Raw genomic sequence first — 19,492 nt, 5'->3', positions numbered from 1 at the left:
GTGCCGTCCAGCACGGCCCACCGTCTCAACCGAGGTGCCCCATGAGTCTCATCAGCGTCCTGCGCACCGGCGTTTCCGGCATGAACGCCCAGTCGAGCCGCATCTCGACGGTGGCCGAGAACATCCAGAACGCCAGCACCACGGGCTACAAGCGCACGGGCACCGAGTTCGCGTCGCTGATCCTCGATTCGAGCAGCACCGGCGACTACAATTCCGGTGCCGTCGAGACGGTGATCCGCCGGTCCGTCTCGGCGGGGGGGCCGATCTCCTTCACCACCTCGAAGACCGACCTCGCCATCCAGGGCAACGGCTTCTTCGTGGTGCGCGACAGCAGCGGCGCCACCTCGCTCACCCGCTCGGGCAACTTCGTCGAGGACGGCCCGACGGGCAACCTCGTCAATTCCGGCGGCTTCACCCTGATGGGCTACGCGGTCGGCGAGAACGGCGAGGGGACGCCGGCCCTCAACAGCACCGCCAACATGGTGCCGGTCAACGTCTCGACCCTCGGCATGCGGGCGACGCCCTCGTCGAAGGCGTCCATCGGCGGCAACCTGCCGTCGGAGGCGGCCGCCCTCACCGGAGCCCTGTCGGCGGCGAACTACACCAAGAAAACCTCGATGGTGACCTACGACAACCTCGGCAACAAGGTCACGGTCGATGTCGTCCTGGGCAAGACCGCGACCGTCGGCGAGTGGAAGGCGGAGGTCTACCCGCCCGGCTCCACCACCGCCATCGGCACGACGACCCTGACCTTCGACGCCAAGGGCAAGATCGCGCCGGCTTCGGCGGCGGCGGCCAAGACCGACCTCACCTTCGCGGACGGCCGCAAGATCGCCCTCGACATGAGCGGCATCACCCAGCTCGGCGGCATCTACGATCTCACGGGGACGGCCGACGGCAAGGCCCCCTCGGCGGTCACCGGCTCGGACTTCGCCCTAAATGGCTCGGTCTACGCCCTCTACGAGGACGGCAGCCGCATGCTCGCCTTCAAGGTCCCGATCGCCAGCGTCGCGAGCCCCGACAACCTCGAGCCCCGCGCCGGCAACATCTACGTGCCCACCGGCAGCTCCGGCGACCTCCAGATCGGCTTTGCCGGCCTCTCCGGCCTCGGCTCCATCAAGTCGAGCGCCCTGGAGCAGTCCAACGTCGACGTGTCGAGCGAGCTGACGGCCATGATCGAATCCCAGAGCGTCTACACGGCGAACTCGAAGGTGTTCATGACCGGCAACGAGCTCCTCGAGACCCTGATGAACCTCAAGCGCTGACGCTTCGGCCGACGCGTCCGCGCCGGCGCTCCGCCCGCTCCCCCAGGAACCCGACCATGGGCCTCTCCCTGGCGCTCAACAGCGCCCGAACCTCGCTCTCGGCCAATGCCGCGCAGATCGCCGTCACCGCGCGCAACACCGCCGGGGCGAACGATCCGTACTACGCGCGCCGCATCGCCAACGTCGTCACGGCCGGCGGCGGCAGCGCCGTCAGCGTGATCCGCGCCGCCGACACGGCCCTGTTCGGCCGCAAGCTCCTCGGCACCTCGGAGACGGCCGGCAGCGGGGCCGTCCTCGACGGGCTCCAGACCCTGAGCCAGACCATCGGCGACACGGATTCGACGACGTCCCCGGCCGCCCGCCTCGGCGCCCTCAACGCCGCCCTCCAGGCGGCGGCCAACAAGCCGGATTCCCTCGACCTGGCGCGCAACGCCGTCGAGGGCGCCCGCGACCTCGCGGACAGCCTCAGTGCGGCAGCCGCCGCCGTCCACACCGTGCGCCAGCAGGCCGATGCCGGCATGGCGACGGCGGTGGCGCGGATCAGCGAACTCCTGGTCTCCTACGAGACCGCCAACCAGACCGTCACCCGGGGCACGGCGCTCGGCGACGACGTCACCGACGCCCTGGACGACCGCGACCGCATCCTCACCCAGCTCTCGGAGGAGATCGGCATCTCCACCGTCGTGCGCGCGGGCAACGACGTCGCGATCTACACCGACAGCGGCGTGCCCCTGTTCGAGCGCGGGGCGCGCAAGGTCAGCTTCGCTCCGACGGCCGGCTTCAGCGCCGGCTCGACGGGCGGCGCCGTCATGGTCGACGGCGTGCCGGTCACGGGCGCGGCCTCGCCGATGCCCCTGCGCTCGGGCCGGATCGCGGGCCTGTCGACCCTGCGCGACGAGGTCGCCGTGCGCTACGAGACCCAGCTCGACGCCATGGCGGGCGGCCTCGTCGCCGCCTTCGCCGAGCCCGACACCAGCGGCGCGGGCGCCGCTGCCAGGGCCGGCCTGTTCACGGATGGGACCGCGACGATCCCGGCGGCGGGCGTGCTCGCCCAGGCGGGCCTCGCCAGCCGGCTCCGGATCAACGCCGCCGTCGATCCCCGGGCGGGCGGTTCCCTCGCCACCCTGCGCGACGGCGGCATGAACGGCCCCGGCTACCGCGCCAACGCCAGTGGCGACGCGGCCTATGCCGGTCGCCTGCGCACCCTCGCGTCGGCCCTGGGCACCGATCGGCCGTTCGATCCCGCCACGGGGCTGCGCGCCAACGCCAGCCTGCTGTCCTTCGCCACGGAATCGGCGGGGTGGCTCGAAGGCCAGCGCAAGACGGCCGCGTCGCTGGCCGATTACGAATCGACCCTGCTGGCGCGGACGAGCGAGGCCCTGTCCAACGCGGTGGGTGTCAACGCCGACGACGAGACCGCCCAGGCGCTGCAACTCGAACGGTCCTACACCGCCTCGGCCAAGCTGCTGACCCTGGTGAACGACCTCCTGAAGACCCTGATGGATGCGGTGCGATAGACGCCATGCGGATGAACGCCACCTCGACCCTGAGTCTCTGGAACGCGCCGCGCTCGAGCGTGCAGCGCATGGAGACGGAGATCGCCCGGGGGACCAAGGAACTCGGCACCGGCCGCTACGCCGATGTCGGGCTCCAGCTCGGCAGCGGGACGGGTCTGGCCCTCGGCCTGCGCCAGCAGAGTGCCGAGCTCCAGGCCCTGAAGGACGGCAACGCCAACGCGTCCCTGCGCCTGAGCACGAGCCAGGCCGCGCTCCAGCAGATCCAGGCGGCGGCGGATTCGACCCTGCAGGCCCTCGTCGGCGTGCCCTCGGCCAGCCGGGTCGGCGTCGTCAGGGACGCGGCCACGAGCCAGCTCGCGGCACTGACCGCCGTGCTCAACACCACCGCCGACGGCCAGTCCATCTTCGGGGGCACCAACACGGCCACGGCGCCGATGACCGCCTACGGCACCGGATCGGCGGCCAAGGCCGCCGTCGACGCGGCCTTCGCGATCGCGGGGGGCACCACCATGAATGCCGCGCAGATGAAGAGCTTCCTCGCCGACGGCGGTCCCCTCGACACCCTGTTCAGCGGTGCCGGGTGGCAGAACTGGTCGAAGGCCTCCGACACCACCCTCGACAGCCGGGTCTCCCTCAGCGAGACCGTCGAGACCTCGGCCACCGCCAACGCGCCCGCCGTCCGCCGCCTCGCCATGGCCTACGTCGTCGCCTCCGGCCTCGACCTGTCGCGCCTGCCCGCCGAGGTCCAGGACGTGGCCACCGACCGGGTCGCGAGCCTGCTCGGCGAGGCGAGCAAGGGCCTCGTCGCCATCCAGGCCAATCTCGGCCGCTCGCAGGCGCGGATCACCGACGCCAACACCCGCCTCGACGTGCAGAAGACGCTGCTTTCCAAGCAGGTCCTGTCGATGGAGGGCATCGACGAAGCCGAGACCAAGACGCGCATTGATCAGCTGTCCACCCAGGTGCAGATTTCCTACTCGCTGACCGCGCAGCTGCGCCAGCTCAGCCTGGTCGCCTACCTCTGACGTCGTCTTCCCCTTTCCGACGACGTTCTCTTCTCCAACACCCTTCATCTTCGACGCGGCGACACGACGGCCCCATTCGCGACCATGGCGCGGCGGGCCGGGGACAGGACGAGGCGGACCCGACATGTACCAGTTTTCCTACGCGGACATCATGGAAGACGCCCCCGAGATCGGCCGGGAGCGCGAGCGCGCCGCCTTCGACCGGGCGCTGGACCTCATGCGCATCGCCGACCGCCCCGACGCGGCGACGGCCGACCGGATTGCGGCGGCCCAGTTCGTCCAGAAGCTCTGGGCCGTCCTCATCGACGACCTCACCAGCCCCGAGAACGCCCTGCCGGAGGCCCTGCGCGCCGACCTCGTCTCCCTCGGCCTGTGGAGCATGCGCGAGTCCAACGCGGTCCTCAGCACGCCCGGCCACAGCCTCGCCGCCCTGATCGAGGTCAACGCCTCGATCCGCGACGGATTGCGGTGAGGTCCGGCATGCGCCTGTCCCTGCGTGCCGGCGAGCGGGTCTTCGTCAACGGGGCCGTCCTGCGCGTCGATCGCAAGGTCTCCCTCGAGCTCCTCAACGATGCGACCTTCCTGCTCGAGACCCACGTGCTCCAGCCGGAGGAAGCGACCACGCCCCTGCGCCAGCTCTACTTCGCCGCCCAGACCATGGTGATCGAGCCCGCCAACGCGGCCCGCGCCCGCGAGCTCTACCGCGCCCTCCAGGCCGGGATCCTCGACGCGGTGACCGACCCCGCCCTCCGCGACGGCCTCGCGGCGGCGGGGGCCTGCGTCGAGGCCGACCGGCTCATCGAGGCGCTGAAACTGATCCGGGGCCTCTACCGGTCCGAGGCCGCCCTGTTCACCGCCGCCCCCGAGCCGGCAATCCCCATCGTCGACCCGGCCGGCCCGCCCGGCCCCGGTGGCTCGCCCACCCGCGAACCCATCCCCCGCCCGGCCTGAAGGCCCTCACATCCGGAGACGCAGTCATCATGGCCGTCGGAAGCAGCACCAGCACCACCCCCACGCAGACGGCCGCCGCCGCCACCGCCGCGAAATCCGCGAGCGGCGTCGCCGCCTCGATGAATGCCGACACGTTCCTGACCCTGCTCATGGCGCAGCTGAAGAACCAGGACCCGACGAAGCCGATGGATTCCACGGCCTATGTCGGCGAGCTCGCCACCTTCTCGCAGGTGGAGCAGGCGACGAAGACCAACGCCAAGCTCGACTCCCTGCTGTCCTCGAGCTTCCTCGCGCAGGCCGACCAGATCCTCGGCCGCACCATCACCTCGGCCGACGGCAAGATCACCGGCGAGGTCCAGTCCGTGAAGATCACCAGCGAGGGCGCCCTCGCCCGCCTCACCAACGGCCAGGACGTGCTCCTGGCCCAGGGCATCTCCCTGTCGCAGTGAGTCTCTCGCCGCGCCCCGAAACGGTGTAGGCAGGGCCGGACGCGGCGCGCCGGCCGTCGACCGCTTTTCGAGAAAGGTCCCCGGATGAACGAGGTCGATGCCCTCGAACTCGTGCGCGCCGCGATCTGGACCGTGATCGTCGGCGCCGGCCCCGCCATCGGCGCGGCGATGCTCATCGGCATCGCCATCGCCCTGCTGCAGGCGCTCACCCAGATCCAGGAGGTGACCCTCACCTTCGTGCCCAAGATCGTGGTGATCCTGCTCGTGCTGCTCATCACCTCGTCGTTCATCGGCGCGCAGATCTCGGCCTTCGCCGAGAACACCTACGGGCGCATCGTCACGGGGTTCTGAGGGGCATCGGCGGGCGGCCTCGCGCTCCACCGGCCGGACCGCCGTCGACCGTCAGGAATTGTAGGTCACGAGGGCGACCACCCAGGAGCCGTGCTCGTGGACCAGGGCGTGGGCCTCGGTGTCGTTCGTCGTGGCGCGATCGGGGTCGGACGGTTCGATCTCGTAGACGTCGTAGCTCGCCGCCGTGCTGGCGGGTCCGACGTGGCCGAAGCCGCGCGGCGCCCGCCGGAACTGGCGATCGAACAGGCAGACCGCGTCGACGGGCGAGGCCACGTCGCCGGCCTGCCCGAACCGGGCGGTGTCGCCGTAGACCCGTCCTGTAATCTTCTCGATCGCGATGAAGCGCGGCATGCCGTTCCCTGGGTGTCCTGCTCCGGCCGAGGTGGTGCCGCGGGACGCCCGGCGCAAGCGAGCGGCAACGGGCCGGTGCGCCCGGGTGGGACGCGCGTGCCCTACGACACCGCCGCCAGCTTGTCGGCCATGGACTGGTCCTTGTCCCGGCGCGACGAGAACGTCATGGTGAAGAACACCCGTTCCACGCCGAGTTCGGCGAGCCGGGCCTCGCAGGCCTCGGCGAGGGCGCAGATCTCGCCGAGCTCGCCCTCGATGTTGGTGCCGTTGGCGTGCATCTCGGCGGTGAGCGGGCTGGCGTCGAGGATCGCCTTGATCTCCCGCACGTAGGGCGAGACCGACGGGCCGACCCCCATGGGGACGATGCACAGATCGGCGACGACTTTCATGGGCGTGTCTCCCGGGTGCCCGGATTTCGGGCGAGGGGGCTTTCTATCATGTCCGGCCGGGGCGGAGCGATGACGGGGCACGCCCCCATCCCCACGCAAGCTTGAACCGCGACAAGACCCCGTTCATTCACGGGGTAGGCATCCGCCATGGCGGCAAGCGACGCGATCGTCCTGGAGCGCAGGTCCCAGCGGGATATCGGGTTCGCGGCGGGCATCGTCGCCATCCTGGCGATCCTGTTCCTGCCCGTGCCGGCGATCCTCCTCGATATCGGGCTGGCCTTCTCCATCGCCCTGTCGGTGCTGATCCTGATGGTGGCCCTCTGGATCAAGAAGCCCCTGGAATTCTCGGCCTTTCCCACGGTCCTGCTCATCGCGACCCTCCTGCGCCTGGCCCTCGGCATCGCCACCACGCGGCTGATCCTGGCCAACGGCCAGCACGGGGTCTCGGCCGCCGGTCACGTCATCCAGGGCTTCTCGCAGTTCGTCATGAGCGGCGACTTCGTCATCGGCATCGTGGTGTTCCTCATCCTCATCACGGTGAACTTCCTGGTCATCACCAAGGGGGCCACCCGCATCGCCGAGGTCGGGGCGCGCTTCACCCTCGACGCCATCCCGGGCAAGCAGATGGCCATCGACGCCGATCTCAACGCCGGCCTCATCGACGACAAGGAGGCGCAATCGCGCCGGCGCGAGCTGGAGGAAGAGAGCGCGTTCTTCGGCTCCATGGACGGCGCCTCGAAGTTCGTGCGCGGCGAGGCCATCGCCTCCCTCATCACCATCGCCGTCAACGTGTTCGGCGGCATCATCATCGGCACCACCCGCCACGGCATGCCGCTGGGCCAGGCGGCCGACGTGTTCACCAAGCTCTCGGTGGGCGACGGCCTCGTCTCGCAGATCCCGGCCCTCATCGTGTCGCTGGCGGCCGGCCTCCTCGTCTCGAAGGGCGGCACCCGCGGCACCGCCGAGCAGGCGGTGCTCGGCCAGCTCGGCGCCTATCCGCGCGCGCTCGCGGTCGCCGCCGCCCTGATGTTCATGTTCGCCCTGGTGCCGGGCCTGCCCTTCCTGCCGTTCATGGTGCTGTCGGGCCTGATGGCGTTCACCGCCTATGCCATCCCGAAGAAGATCGCCGCCCAGAAGGCCGTGGTCGACGCCAAGGCGCTCGCCGTCGAGGACCAGAAGCAGCTCGCCGCCCGCGAGTCCCTGTCGGTGAGGGAGTCGCTCAAGACCCCCGAGATCGAGCTCTGCCTCGGGCGCCAAGTCTCGGCCCAGTTCGCCACCTCGCAATCGGAGCTGTCGCACCGGGTCGCCAAGATGCGCCGCAAGTTCGCGCGCCAGTACGGTTTCGTCGTGCCCGAGATCAAGCTCACGGACAGCGTGGCGCTGCCCCCGAAATCCTACCAGATCCTCATCCACGGCACCGTGGCGGCGACCCAGGACCTCCGCCCCGGCCAGCTCCTCGTCGTGGTGGGCGAGGGGCCGGTGCCGGACGTGCCGAGCGACGAGGTCCGCGAGCCGGCCTTCGGCATGAAGGCGCGCTGGGTGCTCGATTCCTACGCGGCGGAGGTGCGGCGCGGCGGCTTCGAGCCCATCGACGGCGCCTCGGTGCTCCTCACCCACCTGTCGGAGGTGATCCGCAACAACCTGCCCCAGCTCCTGTCCTACAAGGACATGCGCGGGCTGCTCGACCGCCTCGACCCCGAGTACAAGCGCCTGCTCGACGAGATCTGCCCGTCGCAGATCTCGTATTCGGGTCTCCAGGCGGTGCTGAAGCTGCTCCTGTCCGAGCGGGTCTCGATCCGCAACCTTCACCTCATCCTCGAGGCGGTGGCCGAGATCACCCCGCATGCCCGCCGCGCCGAGCAGATCGCCGAGCATGTCCGCATGCGCATCGCCCAGCAGATCTGCGGCGATCTCGCCGAGAACGGCACCCTGGCGGTCCTGCGCCTGGGCGGTGCCTGGGACCTGTCGTTCCACCAGAGCCTGAAGCGCGACGCCAAGGGCGAGGTCGTCGAGTTCGACATCGACCCGCGCCTCGTCGAGCAGTTCGGCACCGAGGCCGGTGAAGCGATCCGCAAGCACATGCGCGAGACCCGCAGCTTCGCCCTCGTCACCGCGCCGGACGCCCGCCCCTACGTGCGGATGATCATCGAGCGGCTCTACCCGACGCTGGCCGTGCTCTCGCACCTCGAAATCGCCCGGGGCGTCGAGATCCGGTCCCTCGGGACGATTTCGTAGGGCCGCCGCCCATGAACGCCGCCGCGCCCGAAAGCGTCCTGGCCGCCTTCCTGATCTTCTGCCGGGTCGGCGGCTGCCTCCTCGTGGTGCCGGGATTCTCCAGTCCGCGCGTGCCGGCCCAGGTCCGCCTCCTCATCGCCCTCACCGCGTCGCTGGCCATGACGCCCCTGGTGCTGCCCCTGTTCCAGGGCCGGCTCGCGGCGCAGGACCCGGCCACCACCCTGGCCTGGATCGCCAGCGAGACCATGACCGGCCTCGTCATCGGCTTCCTCGGGCGGATCTTCTTCACGGTGCTGGAGACGATGATGAACGCCGCCTCCACCATGGTGGGGTTCGGCGGCATGCCGGGCGCCGTGGCCGAGGGCACCGATCCGGTGCCGGCGGTGGAGGCCCTGATCATGATGGCGGCCACCGCCCTGCTGTTCGCCGCCGACCTGCACTGGGAGCTGTTCCGCGGCCTCGTCGAGTCCTACGCCCGCCTCCCGCCGGGCGAGGGCATCGGCACCCAGGCCGCCCTGGTGCGGATCGTCGACCAGATCGGCATCGCCTTCGTGCTCGGCCTGCGCATCACCGCGCCGTTCATCGTCTACGCGGTCACGGTGAACCTGGCGGCCGGCTTCACCAACAAGCTCGTGCCGCAGATCCCGGTGTACTTCATCGCCACGCCGTTCATCATGTTCGGCGGCCTGCTGCTGCTCTACTACCTCTCGAACGAGTTCATGACGCAGTTCCTCACGGGCTACGTCGACTACCTGCGGCGGGGCTGACGTGACCGTGCCGACATGACCGTACTGACATGACTGTGCCGCCATGGCCGTGACCACCCGCCAGCGCCTGGAGCGCGCCCGCCGCCTGCTCGCCGTGCAGGAGCAGATGCGGGGGATCGCCGAGCGCGACCTCGCGGCGACCCAGCGCGACCTCGCCCGCGTCGAGGCCGACCGGGCCGCCATGCTGACGACGCTCGCGGGCGAGACCATGCACGGCCTGTTCCTCGACGCCGCCGCCCGCCGCCTCCGGGCGCTGGCGGGGGAGGCGACGCAGCTCGACGCCACCGCCGCGCGGCAGGCCGGGGCCGTGCGCGAGCGGGGCCTCGCCGAGAAGCGCACCGAGCGCCATGTGGAGGGTCTCGCGACGGTGCAGGCGCACGAGCGGGCCCAGCGCGCCATGCTCGAGCAGCTCGACCTCCTCGCGGCCCGCGGACCCGCGCACGACGGGCAAGCGACCGTCCCGCCGACGGACGAACGGGGCGCGTGATCCGCCGCAACCGCGGCCCGTGTCAGTTCGGGGGCGGGGACAGCTCGTAGGTGAAGGAGCCGGCGACGGTCACGGTGTCGACGCCGCTGCCGCGCTGCTGGACGTTGCTGGTGACGCGAACGGAGTGGATTCGACACTCCATCTTGAAGATATCCAGCAGCATCGCGCATTCCCGCGTCGAGGCCTGATAGAGGGCCTTGCGGGCGTCCTCACCCTGTTTCAGTTGGTCTTCGGCACCCACGCCCGACGTCAGCGGGATCTGCAGGCTCATGGAACTCTCGATGCGCAGGGCGCTCGGGCGCGATGCGGCGTCCCGAAACCGGGCCAGGCCCGGGTCGGCCTGGGCCGCGTGGGAGAGGCAGAGGGCGAAAGCGACGAAAGCGCCGAGTGATGTGGTCCGCACTGCACCTGTCCTTGTCCGATCGTCGTCCCGGTCCCGGGCCATAAGCCGGCACGCAAGGGTCGATCGCAAGGGTCGATGGCAAGTGCGGGGTGCGGGGTTCGCGCGAAGTCTGACATCACGGTTGCCAATGCCCTGCCGGCGACGCTCGAATCGAGGTCGAACCGGAACGCCCCCGGCTCAAGCCTCCCGCAAGCCACGGGGCCTATCCCTCGACGCCGACGATCTTCCTTCGACCTCCGCGGCACCCATGAGCATTTCCACGCCCACCGACATCGTCCTCGACGTGGTCCGCGCCGCCGATCCGGCCCGGTATCAGGAGGCGACGGCCAAGCTCGGGACGCCGGGGGCCGCGGACCCGGCCGCCTTCGGCGATGCCTACCGCATGGCCGGAACCTCGGTGCACATGCCGCTGGACCCGCGCTCGACCCTCACGGCGCTCCAGACCGACAACGTGGTCTCCGGGGCGGGCAAGATCGGCGATCCGTACAAGCAGTTCGAGGCCTTCGTCCTGCGCCAGTTCGTCGAGACCATGATGCCCTCGAAGGCCGCCTCGGTCTTCGGCAAGGGCAATGCCGGCGGCATCTGGAAGTCGATGCTCGCCGATCAGATCGGCACCCAGGTCGCCAAGGCCGGCGGCCTCGGCATCGCCAGGATGCTGGAGACCGCGCGCCCCCTCGACAAGACCGCCCCCACCGCCGGCGCCGGCAAGATTCCGTCCGGCGTCTGATCCCCGTCCCGCTCCCCCGAGGCCCCCATGCTCATCGCGTCCCTGAAGCGGCTCGAAGCCACCGTCGTGGCGGAGACGGAGGCGCTGCTGTCGCACCGCCCGTTCGATCAGGAGGCGGTGAACCGGCGCAAGAGCCAGAGCCTCCTCGAACTCAGCCGCCTCACCCGCGGCCTCGACCCGGCCGAGGTCGCGCCCGACATCGCCGACCAGCTCGCCCGCCTGAGCCGGGCGCTCGCCCGCAACCAGGGCGTCGTCTCCCAGCACCTGCGCGCCGTCGAGGAGATCTCGGAGATCGTCACCCAGGCGATCCGGGATTCGGAATCCGACGGCACCTATTCGGGCCACCCGCGCGGCTGATCCTCCACCGGCACCAGGCGTGAGCGAAGGACAATCGTCGCACCATGAAAATTCTCGTCACCGGCCTGTGGATCTGCGCCGTCACCATCCTGTCCTGCTACGGTGCGGTGACCTGGGGCAGCGGGCTGTTTTCCAAGAAGGAAGAGCCCTATCTGGAGGGCCTGCAGTATCAGAAGCTGGCGCCCATCAACGTTCCCATGGTGGCCGACGGCAAGGTGCAGGGCTACATCGTGGCCGTGCTGGTCTTCACCGCCGATGCGCGGCTGATGCACACCCTTCCGGTGCCGCCGAACGCCTTCGTCATCGACGAGACCTTCCGCCAGATCTACGCCGACCAGCAGATCGATTTCAAACGCCTGTCGCGCTACAACGTCACCCAGCGCCTCGCCGAGGTGCGCAGGGCGGTCAACGAGCGCCTCGGCGCCGAGGTGGTGAAGGACGTCCTCGTCGAGGAGTTCAACTTCGTCGCCAAGCGCGAAGTCCGCTCCTGATGTGACGGTCTCCCCGGCGTCGGCCGCCGGAGAGACCCAATCCGAAAGAACTACTTCAGGCGGGCGGCGGCCCAGGCGATGTGATCGTCCATGAACGTCGAGATGAAGAAGTACGAGTGGTCGTAGCCCTCGCGCATGTTGAGGGTCAGGGGAATGCCCGCTTTCTTGCAGGCTTCCTCCAGCAGCCACGGCCGCAGGCCGTCCTGGAGGAAGCTGTCGCCCGTACCCTGATCGACCAGGAACTCCGAGAAGCGGTGGCCGTCGGCGATGAGCAGGGTGGCGTCGTGGGCGCGCCATGTGGCTTCGTCGGGGCCGAGGTACTTCTCGAGGGCCGGCTTCGACCATCCGGCCGTGGAGGGCTGGGCGATGGGGGCGAAGGCCGAGCAGGACTTGAAGCGGTCGGGGTAGGTCAGCGCGATGGTGAGCGCGCCGTGGCCGCCCATGGAATGGCCGAAGATGCCCTGGCGGCTCATGTCGGCCGGGAATTCCCTGGCGATGAGGGCGGGCAGCTCCTCGGTGACGTAGCTCCACATCCGGTAGTTCGTGGAATACGGCGCCTGGGTGGCGTCGACGTAGAAGCCCGCACCCGAGCCGAACTGCCAGTTGCCGTCCTCGTCGGGGATGCCGGGGCCGCGCGGGCTGGTGTCGGGCGCGACGATGATCACGCCGTGCTCGGCCGCCGCCCGGCGGTACTCGCCCTTGTCCATGACGTTGGCGTGGGTGCAGGTGAGGCCCGACAGGTACCACAGCACCGGCACCTTGCCGGCCTCGGCCTGGGGCGGCACGAACACCGCGAAGGTCATCGGGCAGCCCGTGGTCGTCGCGTCGTGCTTGTAGACGCCCTGCGTGCCGCCATGGGCGCGGGCCTTCGAGATGGTTTCCATGCGGCTCTCCTGGAAGTCTGGGCCTGTTTCGGGACTGAAATCGGTGCAGGCGCATCCCTCCCCCCTTTACGGAGAGGGTGGCCCGCGAAGCGGGTCGGGAGAGGACAGCGACATCTCCGGAAAGGGCGCTCCCCTCTCCCGACCCTCGCTGACGCGAGGCCCACCCTCCCCCGCGGAGGGGGGAGGGGAGGACGCGCGAGTCGGTCCTAGTAGACCACCACCGACCGGATCGACTTGCCCTCGTGCATGAGGTCGAAGCCGTGGTTGATGTCTTCCAGCGGCATGGTGTGGGTGATCAGATCGTCGATGTTGATCTTGCCCTCCATGTACCAGTCGACGATCTTCGGCACGTCGGTGCGGCCCCGCGCGCCGCCGAAGGCCGAGCCCTTCCAGACGCGGCCGGTGACGAGCTGGAACGGACGGGTCGAGATTTCCTTGCCGGCCTCGGCCACGCCGATGACGATGGACTCGCCCCAGCCGCGGTGGCAGCACTCGAGGGCCTGGCGCATGACGTGGACGTTGCCGGTGCAGTCGAACGAGAAGTCGGCGCCGCCGCCCGTCGCGTCGAGGATCGCCGCGACGACGTGATCGTTGCCGACCTCCTTCGGGTTGATGAAGTGGGTCATGCCGAACTTACGGGCCATCTCCTGCTTGTCCGGATTGATGTCGACGCCGATGATCTTGTCGGCACCGACCATCCGGGCGGCCTGGAGCACGTTGAGGCCGATGCCGCCGAGGCCGAACACCACGACGTTGGCGCCGGGCCAGACCTTGGCGGTGTAGATCACCGCGCCGATGCCGGTGGTGACGCCGCAGCCGATGTAGCAGATCTTGTCGAAGGGGGCGTCTTCGCGGATCTTCGCCAGCGCGATGGCCGGCAGCACCGTGAAATTCGAGAAGGTCGAGCAGCCCATGTAGTGGAACAGGCTGCTCGAACCGCCCGGGCTGCCGCCGGTGGAGACGCAGGAGAAGCGCGAGGTGCCGTCCGGCATCACGCCTTGGCCCTGGGTGGAGCGGATCGCCGTGCAGAGGTTGGTCCGCTGCGACAGGCAGGACTTACAGCTGCGGCATTCCGGCGTGTAGAGCGGGATGACGTGGTCGCCGACCTTCAGGTCGGTGACCCCGGCGCCGAGCTCGCGGACGATGCCCGCGCCCTCGTGGCCGAGGATCGCCGGGAACTTGCCCTCGGAATCGAGGCCCGACAGGGTGTAGGCGTCCGTGTGGCAGATGCCCGTGGCCATGAGTTCGATGAGAACCTCGCCGGCCTTGGGTCCTTCGATATCGATCGTCTCGATGGTGAGGGGCTTCTTGGCCTCCCACGCCACCGCTGCGCGCGTCTTCATACGTGTGTTTCTCTTGTGCTGGACGATCACGGACGGCGTCGAACTGCCGACTCTTCGGTTCGCGGCATCTTCACGATGGCGATCCGAACGGCCCGAGAATCTGGTTCGTGTGATGATGCTTCTGGCGCCGAGATGCAACGGTTTGATGGCCCGGTTTCGTCGGCCGGACGGCGTCGGGGCCCGCGCGGGCATCCCGCGCCACGATTCGTGCGGGCCTTGAGCCGTGCGCTCGCGCAACGAGACCGCGGCCGCGTCGTCGGCGAATCCTAGCCGAGCCGCGGGACGTAGGACCGCGCGGGCCGGTTCTTCAGGAACGCCGCCATGAAGGCGCCGACGCGATAGTGATGCCGCTCGAAGCAGAGATAGAACGCATACGCGAAAACGTGCGCGAAGATGCACGCCAGGATCATGGCTCCGACCGAGGGCGCTTTGACGATCTGGGTATAGATGACGATCATGATCGTGTTGTGGACCAGATAGAGACTGTAGCTGTAGCTCGCGACGAACACGATGGGTTTGGAGAGGAACTTCCATTCGCCCGCGTTGGCGCCCAGGATCATGAAGATTCCGAACAGGCACATGGCGATGAAGGCGATGGTCTGGAGTTCATAGGTCAGTTCCCCGGTCTTCAGGATGCGGCCGGCAAAGCCGACGAGCCCGACCAGGACGAGGATGTAGTATCGCCCGACGCCGTAATCGGATTTTCTGTTGGTGATGACGAAGATGTATCCGAACACCGACCCGATCAGCCACACCAAACTCAGGCACTGGCCGGCATTCGCGAACGAGCTGTAGATCACCACCGGAACGAAAATCATGATCGGAAAAATGATCAGCGGATTCGTGATCTTTTCCTTGCGGGCTCCGACGAAGAACGCCAGGGAGAAGGCGAAGTAGATCCAATACTCGATCGAGACGGTCCAGAACGGTTCCGCGGTGTTGTAGGAGTGGATGCGGAACGAATCGTTGTTCGTGAGCCGCGCCAGGATCTGGAACAGCGGATAATCTTCGAGCATCAACAGGTTGACGATGATGGTTCCCAGTCCCGTGTTGGTGCCGGGCTGCCCCCAATGCCCGACGGAGAACAGGGTGTTGACGGCGACCGCCAGGGCGATGGCGGGAACGTAGGGCGTGTAGATGCGCGCGGTCCTGTCGATCATGAACGGCACGAGCTGGGGACCGGGCAGGTAGATCCGACGGCAGGCCGCGACGGTGATCAGGAATCCGGACAGCAGGAAGAAGACCGTCACCGCCGAGATGCCGAGGAAGGAGACGGTCTTGATCCTGAAGATTTCGAGACCATGCTCGACCATGACCATCGTCGCGGCGACGGCCCGGAGAAAATCCAGATAGATTCGTTGCGCCGGCGAGATCCTGTAGGGCGTGTCCGGAGCGATATTCAGCAAGGTCTGTTCTCGGTTGACTGCCGGATGATGTGCTGGCGTCGGGTGCGTCTCAGGGAACGTGCAACCTCCCGCGTGCCGGACGACGTTTCCGGTGAGCCGCGCGCTTGTTCGTCGTCGGCAGTCGGACTGAGCCTCAATGCGATGACCGAATTCGGGTTCCGCGCCAAGAAGCGATCACCGACGCATCGAGAGGGACGTGGATAACACAGGTTTATAATTTTTGCGAAAAATCATCGCTTCGTTAAGTAGTTCAACTTCGAACGATCGATAAAGAAGCAATAACACGATCGTGTTCTCTCGGGAAAGTGATTCGGCGACTGATCGGCAGCAATCGTTTGTCGGGCCTTATGCCTGCGCCGGTGCGGATCGAGCAGGACCCTTCGCCGGAACCCGATCGGCGGCGAGGTCAGGTCCCCGCGAGCAGCCGTGCCATCGCCTCGCCGACCACGAGGCGGCCGAGCTGCGCTTCCCGCGCCGCGTCGGCGGCGATGAGCAGGCCGCCGCAGGCGCCGTCCCGGCCCGCGACGGCGTAGCGCAGGACGCCCGTCGGCTGGAGCGGGCCAGGGCCGCCCGAGACGAAGCCGCGCAGGGCGCCCGGGTGTTCGTTGCAGCCCATGGCCAGCGACAGGCCGGCGGGCCGGCCCGTCAGGGCCACGGGTACGAAGGAGAGCCGGGCGCGTCCCGCCTGCGCCACCGCCCGGCGCGGGCCCGCCAGCGCCACCACGATCTCCGGCCCGACATGCACCAGCCCCTCGAAGGTCACCGGCCGGTCCCCGGCGGTGAACCGGTCGAGGACCGCGAGGCCCGACAGGTCGTCGAGGAGGACGAAGACGCGGGTGTGGCGATAGTCCGGCCCGTGCACGGAGGTGCCGATGGCGTGGGCCTGGGCCCCGTCGAGGCGGATCGATCCGGCGGCCCAGGCCGCGCCGGCCCCCGGCTCGCGCCCGTCGGGCCAGGCGACGTTGTGGCCGTGGGCCGACAGGATGTGGTGGCGCGCCGCGCCCGTCTCGATCTGGCCCGAGCCCCCGGCCTCGACGATCCAGCGCACGCCCTCGCTGGCATGAACGAAGGAGGTGCAGTCGCGATGGGCCTGTCCCGAGAGGCCCTGTCCGGAGAGGCCCTGGCCCGCGAAGGTGCAGGCGAAGTGCGACCAGCCCCGCCCCGGCGCGTCGGAGCGCGCCGCGATCATGCCGGTGCCGGCCTCGGACCACAGGGGCGGGGCGCTCGCTTCGGGGCGCCCGCGCGGGTCGCGGCGCTCGACCACGAGGGCGCTGCCGGACCGGGCCATGAGGCGGCCGATCCAGCCCGCCGGATCGCCGCCGGGCGGGGTGTCGCCGAAGGGCGGCAGGCGTCCGCCGGGATCGAGCAGCCGCGCGAGCCCGGGCAGGGCCTTGGCGACCCGCGCCGCCAGGAGCGGGGCGAGATCGTCCGCCTCGAGGCCCTGGGCCAGCGCCCGCAGGAGCGTGACGCGTTCGAGGCGCTGATGGAGGGAGGGGTCCGAGAAGCGCCCCCCGGCGTCGAGCTGGGCCTCGAGGCCGGCGCGCAGCCCCCCTCGCGCGAGGCCGAGCCAGTGGGCCGCGAGGGGCAGGCGCGGCAGGGCGCGGGCGACGCCGACCAGCACCGCCGCCGCCTGGATCTGATGGAGCGCCTGCCCGAACGTGTTCTGGCCGACGATCTCGGCCAGGGCGAAGCCGTGGCGCACCACCTCGCCGGTGAGCACCAGGGAGGCGGGGCCGCCGGCCTTGCCGGCGCGCGCGAGGAGGTGGACGAGGGTCTCGGTCCGGGCCGCGAGGGCGGAGGGGTGCAGGGCGAGGCCGTCGGCGGGCGATCCCCACGGATTGGCCCGCGACCACGACAGGGCGAGGTTGAGGGCCGTCGCCGCCCCGCCGGGCGTGTTCGCCAGGGGCACGAGCCAGTCGAGCCCCTGGTACGCGATCCGCCACGCCACCGACCGGAACGGGTCCTCCGTCCAATCGGGCGCCTCGGGCACGGTCCAGGCCGGGTGTGAGCCGAGGCGCAGCACCCGGTCGAGGCCCGTGCGCGGGGCGCCGTCGCCGTGCTGCAGGCTTTTCGCGGTGGCCAGGACCTGCGGGATCGCGGCGGCCGCCTCCGGATTCGGGCACCAGCCGGCGAGGGCGGCGGCCGGCAGCCCGAGGCGCTCGGCGAGGCGGGCGAGGAAGTCGGGCGCCGCCAGGGCATCGTCGCCGCACAGGCTCTCCAGGCGCAGGCGGTCCTCCAGGGCGATCTCGGGGGCCGCGAGGAGTTCAGCCTCCGGGCCCCCGTCCTCCCAGGTGGCGAAGCCGACCTCGACCCGGTCGGCGCCGGGCACGGGCGCCAGTTCCAGGGTGAAGCGCCGGGCCTGCTGGTGGGCGGCGAGGTCGACGAGGGCGCCGAGCGCCGGCACCGCGATCGTCCCCGGATAGGGCGGCGGCAGCACGGCGCCGTGGGCGTCCCGGTAGACCACCCGCGCCAGGGCGGCGTGGGCGCCGGGGGCGGCGGTGAAGATCTGCCCGCGCAGGACGAGGCCGCAGCCCGGAACCAGGGCGTGGCCGATCCAGTCCGGCTCCGGCCCGAGGCGCCGCCGCGGCCTCGGAGCGGGGGAGGGGGCGCCCTGCGACAGGGTCGCCTGCGCCACGGTGAAGGGCTTCGTGTTGCGCCAGGACCGCACGGTCAGGGTGATCCCGGCGGCGGGGGCCGGCAGCAGGAAGGCGAAGCGCACGCGGCCGGTCCGGAGCGGCTGCGCGTCCGCCGGCAGGTAGGCCGGGCCGGAAATCCAGGTGCCGTGCGGGTCGAGCAGGGTCCGGTCGAGGCCCGGCACGTGGTCGAAATCGAGGCTCGATCCGTCCGGCGCCACGGCGTCGATGCCCGCCAGGGCGAAGTCGAGGGCGTTCGCGGCGGCCTCTTCCGCGTCCCAGGCGAGGCGGAACGCGACGCTGCACCACGCGTCCCCGACGAGGTCGGGAAAGGTGAGGACCACCCGCGAGAAGCGGTTCCGCGCCGGAATCCAGTGCTCGTCCTCGCCCGGTCCGACGGTGGCGCCCCCGGCATGGCGCACGGTCCGCGGGCGCCGGGCGCCGGTCTCGCTCAAGCGGACCGGCCGGATGCGCGGGACGGGGTCGGGATCGGCATGGGACGGCTCGAAGGTCGGGGTCGGGGCGGCGCGGGCGTTCCGGCCACTGAGGCGCCCGGGTCGCGCCTGTCAAGCTGACGGGGCCCATCACGCTTTCGTCAGCCTGGGACAAGATTGGTTCCCTAGGACACGACGATGGAATCCGATCGGAGCTCGCGGTGACAGGCGTCTATCTCTTCGACCTCGCCTCGCAGCAGGCACGCTACCTCGGCGTGCGGCAGGCGACCATCGCCAGCAACGTGGCGAACGCCAACACGCCCGACTACAAGGCGCGCGACGTGGTGCCCTTCGCCGACGTGATGGCCCGCACCGGCGCCACCGGCCTCACGATGACGGCGAGCGCCCACGTCGCCTCCGAGGACGGACGCATCCCGACGAAGGCCGTCACCGCGGCCGACGCCTGGGACGCCCTGACGACGTCGAGTTCCGTGCGGCTGGAGCAGGAGATGCTCAAGGCCGGCGAGGTCAGCCGCGACCACAGCCTCAACATGGGCATCGTGAAGGCGTTCGACCGGATGCTCAAGGCGGCGGTGCGGAGCTGATGATCGATCCCCTCGCCGCCTCGACCCGTTTCGCCAGCGCCGGCATGGAGGCGCAGTCCCTGCGCCTGCGCATCGCCGCCGAGAACGTCGCCAACAGCCAGTCCGTGGGCGATTCCCCCGGGGCCGACCCCTATTCGCGCAAGACCGTGAGCTTCACCGCCGCCCTGGACCGGGCCGCCGGCGGCGCCAGCGTCAAGCTGCGCCGCATCGGCACCGACGACGCCCCGTTCCGCATCGAGCGCGACCCGGGCAGCCCGGCGGCGGATGCCGAGGGCAACGTCAAGCTGCCCAACGTCAACACCCTGATCGAGATGGCCGACATCCGCGAGGCCAACCGCTCCTACGAAGCCAACGTGCAGGTGATCAAGCAGGCTCGCGCCATGGTCTCCGGCATCATCGACCTCCTGAGACCGTGAGACCCC

The 19,492-nt window shown here is 70.0% G+C and carries 22 protein-coding genes; 15 read left to right on the top strand and 7 right to left on the bottom strand.

Annotated features, from left to right (window positions below):
• Positions 1-41 precede the first annotated feature (41 nt).
• The 7 genes from ASF28_RS03510 to ASF28_RS03480 all read left to right on the top strand — a co-directional run bounded on the left by ASF28_RS03510 (position 42) and on the right by ASF28_RS03480 (position 5,558).
• Complete coding sequence (locus ASF28_RS03510; RefSeq protein WP_056087723.1) at positions 42-1,265, top strand: flagellar hook protein FlgE; 1,224 nt, start codon at positions 42-44, stop codon at positions 1,263-1,265.
• A 56-nt stretch (positions 1,266-1,321) separates the two neighbouring features.
• Positions 1,322-2,782, top strand: a complete 1,461-nt coding sequence (gene flgK, locus ASF28_RS03505; protein ID WP_056087720.1) for a flagellar hook-associated protein FlgK — start codon at positions 1,322-1,324, stop codon at positions 2,780-2,782.
• A 5-nt stretch (positions 2,783-2,787) separates the two neighbouring features.
• Positions 2,788-3,807 (top strand): flagellar hook-associated family protein, encoded by a 1,020-nt coding sequence (locus tag ASF28_RS03500; protein WP_056087718.1) that lies wholly within the window; start codon positions 2,788-2,790, stop codon positions 3,805-3,807.
• Between the two features lie 124 nt (positions 3,808-3,931).
• On the top strand, positions 3,932-4,279 hold the full coding sequence (gene flaF, locus ASF28_RS03495) for a flagellar biosynthesis regulator FlaF (RefSeq protein ID WP_056087715.1): 348 nt from the start codon (positions 3,932-3,934) through the stop codon (positions 4,277-4,279).
• 8 nt (positions 4,280-4,287) lie between these two features.
• Positions 4,288-4,758 (top strand): flagellar biosynthesis repressor FlbT, encoded by a 471-nt coding sequence (gene flbT / locus ASF28_RS03490; protein ID WP_056087712.1) that lies wholly within the window; start codon positions 4,288-4,290, stop codon positions 4,756-4,758.
• Between the two features lie 29 nt (positions 4,759-4,787).
• On the top strand, positions 4,788-5,207 hold the full coding sequence (gene flgD, locus ASF28_RS03485) for a flagellar hook assembly protein FlgD (RefSeq protein ID WP_056087709.1): 420 nt from the start codon (positions 4,788-4,790) through the stop codon (positions 5,205-5,207).
• Between the two features lie 84 nt (positions 5,208-5,291).
• Complete coding sequence (locus tag ASF28_RS03480) at positions 5,292-5,558, top strand: flagellar biosynthetic protein FliQ (protein ID WP_056087705.1); 267 nt, start codon at positions 5,292-5,294, stop codon at positions 5,556-5,558.
• 51 nt (positions 5,559-5,609) lie between these two features.
• Here the strand turns inward: ASF28_RS03480 and ASF28_RS03475 are convergent, their stop codons facing one another.
• Positions 5,610-5,909, bottom strand: a complete 300-nt coding sequence (locus ASF28_RS03475; protein ID WP_056087702.1) for a hypothetical protein — start codon at positions 5,907-5,909, stop codon at positions 5,610-5,612.
• Positions 5,910-6,010: 101 nt separating this feature from the next.
• A complete protein-coding gene (locus ASF28_RS03470) occupies positions 6,011-6,298 on the bottom strand; it encodes an MTH1187 family thiamine-binding protein (RefSeq protein ID WP_056087699.1) in 288 nt (95 codons plus the stop codon).
• 147 nt (positions 6,299-6,445) lie between these two features.
• Here ASF28_RS03470 and flhA point away from each other — a divergent pair, with 147 nt between their 5' ends.
• The 3 genes from flhA to ASF28_RS03455 are packed head-to-tail and all read left to right on the top strand — an operon-like array spanning position 6,446 to position 9,787.
• A complete protein-coding gene (flhA, locus tag ASF28_RS03465; RefSeq protein ID WP_056087696.1) occupies positions 6,446-8,533 on the top strand; it encodes a flagellar biosynthesis protein FlhA in 2,088 nt (695 codons plus the stop codon).
• 11 nt (positions 8,534-8,544) lie between these two features.
• Positions 8,545-9,300, top strand: a complete 756-nt coding sequence (fliR, locus tag ASF28_RS03460) for a flagellar biosynthesis protein FliR (protein WP_056087693.1) — start codon at positions 8,545-8,547, stop codon at positions 9,298-9,300.
• Between the two features lie 43 nt (positions 9,301-9,343).
• On the top strand, positions 9,344-9,787 hold the full coding sequence (locus ASF28_RS03455) for a hypothetical protein (RefSeq protein WP_200912639.1): 444 nt from the start codon (positions 9,344-9,346) through the stop codon (positions 9,785-9,787).
• Between the two features lie 22 nt (positions 9,788-9,809).
• Here ASF28_RS03455 and ASF28_RS03450 read toward each other — a convergent pair whose 3' ends face one another.
• Positions 9,810-10,190 (bottom strand): hypothetical protein, encoded by a 381-nt coding sequence (locus ASF28_RS03450; RefSeq protein ID WP_056087690.1) that lies wholly within the window; start codon positions 10,188-10,190, stop codon positions 9,810-9,812.
• Between the two features lie 247 nt (positions 10,191-10,437).
• On the opposite strand from ASF28_RS03450, the gene ASF28_RS03445 reads away from it, so the two are divergent.
• From ASF28_RS03445 to ASF28_RS03435, 3 genes are read left to right on the top strand one after another with little or no spacing between them, the layout of a single operon-like run.
• Positions 10,438-10,917, top strand: coding sequence for a rod-binding protein (locus tag ASF28_RS03445; protein WP_056087689.1), 480 nt, complete (start codon positions 10,438-10,440; stop codon positions 10,915-10,917).
• 27 nt (positions 10,918-10,944) lie between these two features.
• Positions 10,945-11,274 carry a hypothetical protein gene (locus tag ASF28_RS03440; RefSeq protein WP_056087686.1) on the top strand — a complete coding sequence of 110 codons (330 nt, stop codon included), beginning with the start codon at positions 10,945-10,947 and terminating at the stop codon, positions 11,272-11,274.
• 44 nt (positions 11,275-11,318) lie between these two features.
• Positions 11,319-11,765, top strand: coding sequence for a hypothetical protein (locus ASF28_RS03435; RefSeq protein WP_056087683.1), 447 nt, complete (start codon positions 11,319-11,321; stop codon positions 11,763-11,765).
• 50 nt (positions 11,766-11,815) lie between these two features.
• On the opposite strand, the gene fghA is transcribed toward ASF28_RS03435, so the two are convergent.
• From fghA to ASF28_RS03415, 4 genes are all read right to left on the bottom strand, one after another.
• A complete protein-coding gene (fghA, locus tag ASF28_RS03430) occupies positions 11,816-12,649 on the bottom strand; it encodes an S-formylglutathione hydrolase (protein WP_056087680.1) in 834 nt (277 codons plus the stop codon).
• 206 nt (positions 12,650-12,855) lie between these two features.
• Entirely contained in the window at positions 12,856-13,992 is a 1,137-nt protein-coding gene (locus ASF28_RS03425; protein WP_056087677.1) for an S-(hydroxymethyl)glutathione dehydrogenase/class III alcohol dehydrogenase, read from the bottom strand.
• A gap of 266 nt (positions 13,993-14,258) precedes the next feature.
• Positions 14,259-15,398, bottom strand: a complete 1,140-nt coding sequence (locus tag ASF28_RS03420; RefSeq protein ID WP_056087673.1) for an acyltransferase family protein — start codon at positions 15,396-15,398, stop codon at positions 14,259-14,261.
• A 406-nt stretch (positions 15,399-15,804) separates the two neighbouring features.
• The gene (locus ASF28_RS03415; protein ID WP_056087670.1) at positions 15,805-18,486 is read right to left on the bottom strand and encodes a heparinase II/III domain-containing protein; all 2,682 of its coding nucleotides are present in this window, start codon (positions 18,484-18,486) and stop codon (positions 15,805-15,807) included.
• Between the two features lie 200 nt (positions 18,487-18,686).
• Between ASF28_RS03415 and flgB the strand changes: the two genes are divergently transcribed.
• Together flgB and flgC are read left to right on the top strand one after the other, a co-directional pair.
• Positions 18,687-19,070: a flagellar basal body rod protein FlgB gene (gene flgB / locus ASF28_RS03410; protein WP_056087669.1), complete on the top strand. Its 384-nt coding sequence runs from the start codon at positions 18,687-18,689 to the stop codon at positions 19,068-19,070.
• Entirely contained in the window at positions 19,070-19,486 is a 417-nt protein-coding gene (flgC, locus tag ASF28_RS03405) for a flagellar basal body rod protein FlgC (protein ID WP_056087666.1), read from the top strand. Before flgB ends, flgC begins: the two co-directional genes overlap by 1 nt.
• Positions 19,487-19,492 lie beyond the last annotated feature (6 nt).

This window comes from Methylobacterium sp. Leaf99 (genome assembly GCF_001422375.1).
Lineage (GTDB): Bacteria > Pseudomonadota > Alphaproteobacteria > Rhizobiales > Beijerinckiaceae > Methylobacterium.
This window is presented reverse-complemented; position numbering and strand designations above follow the sequence as displayed.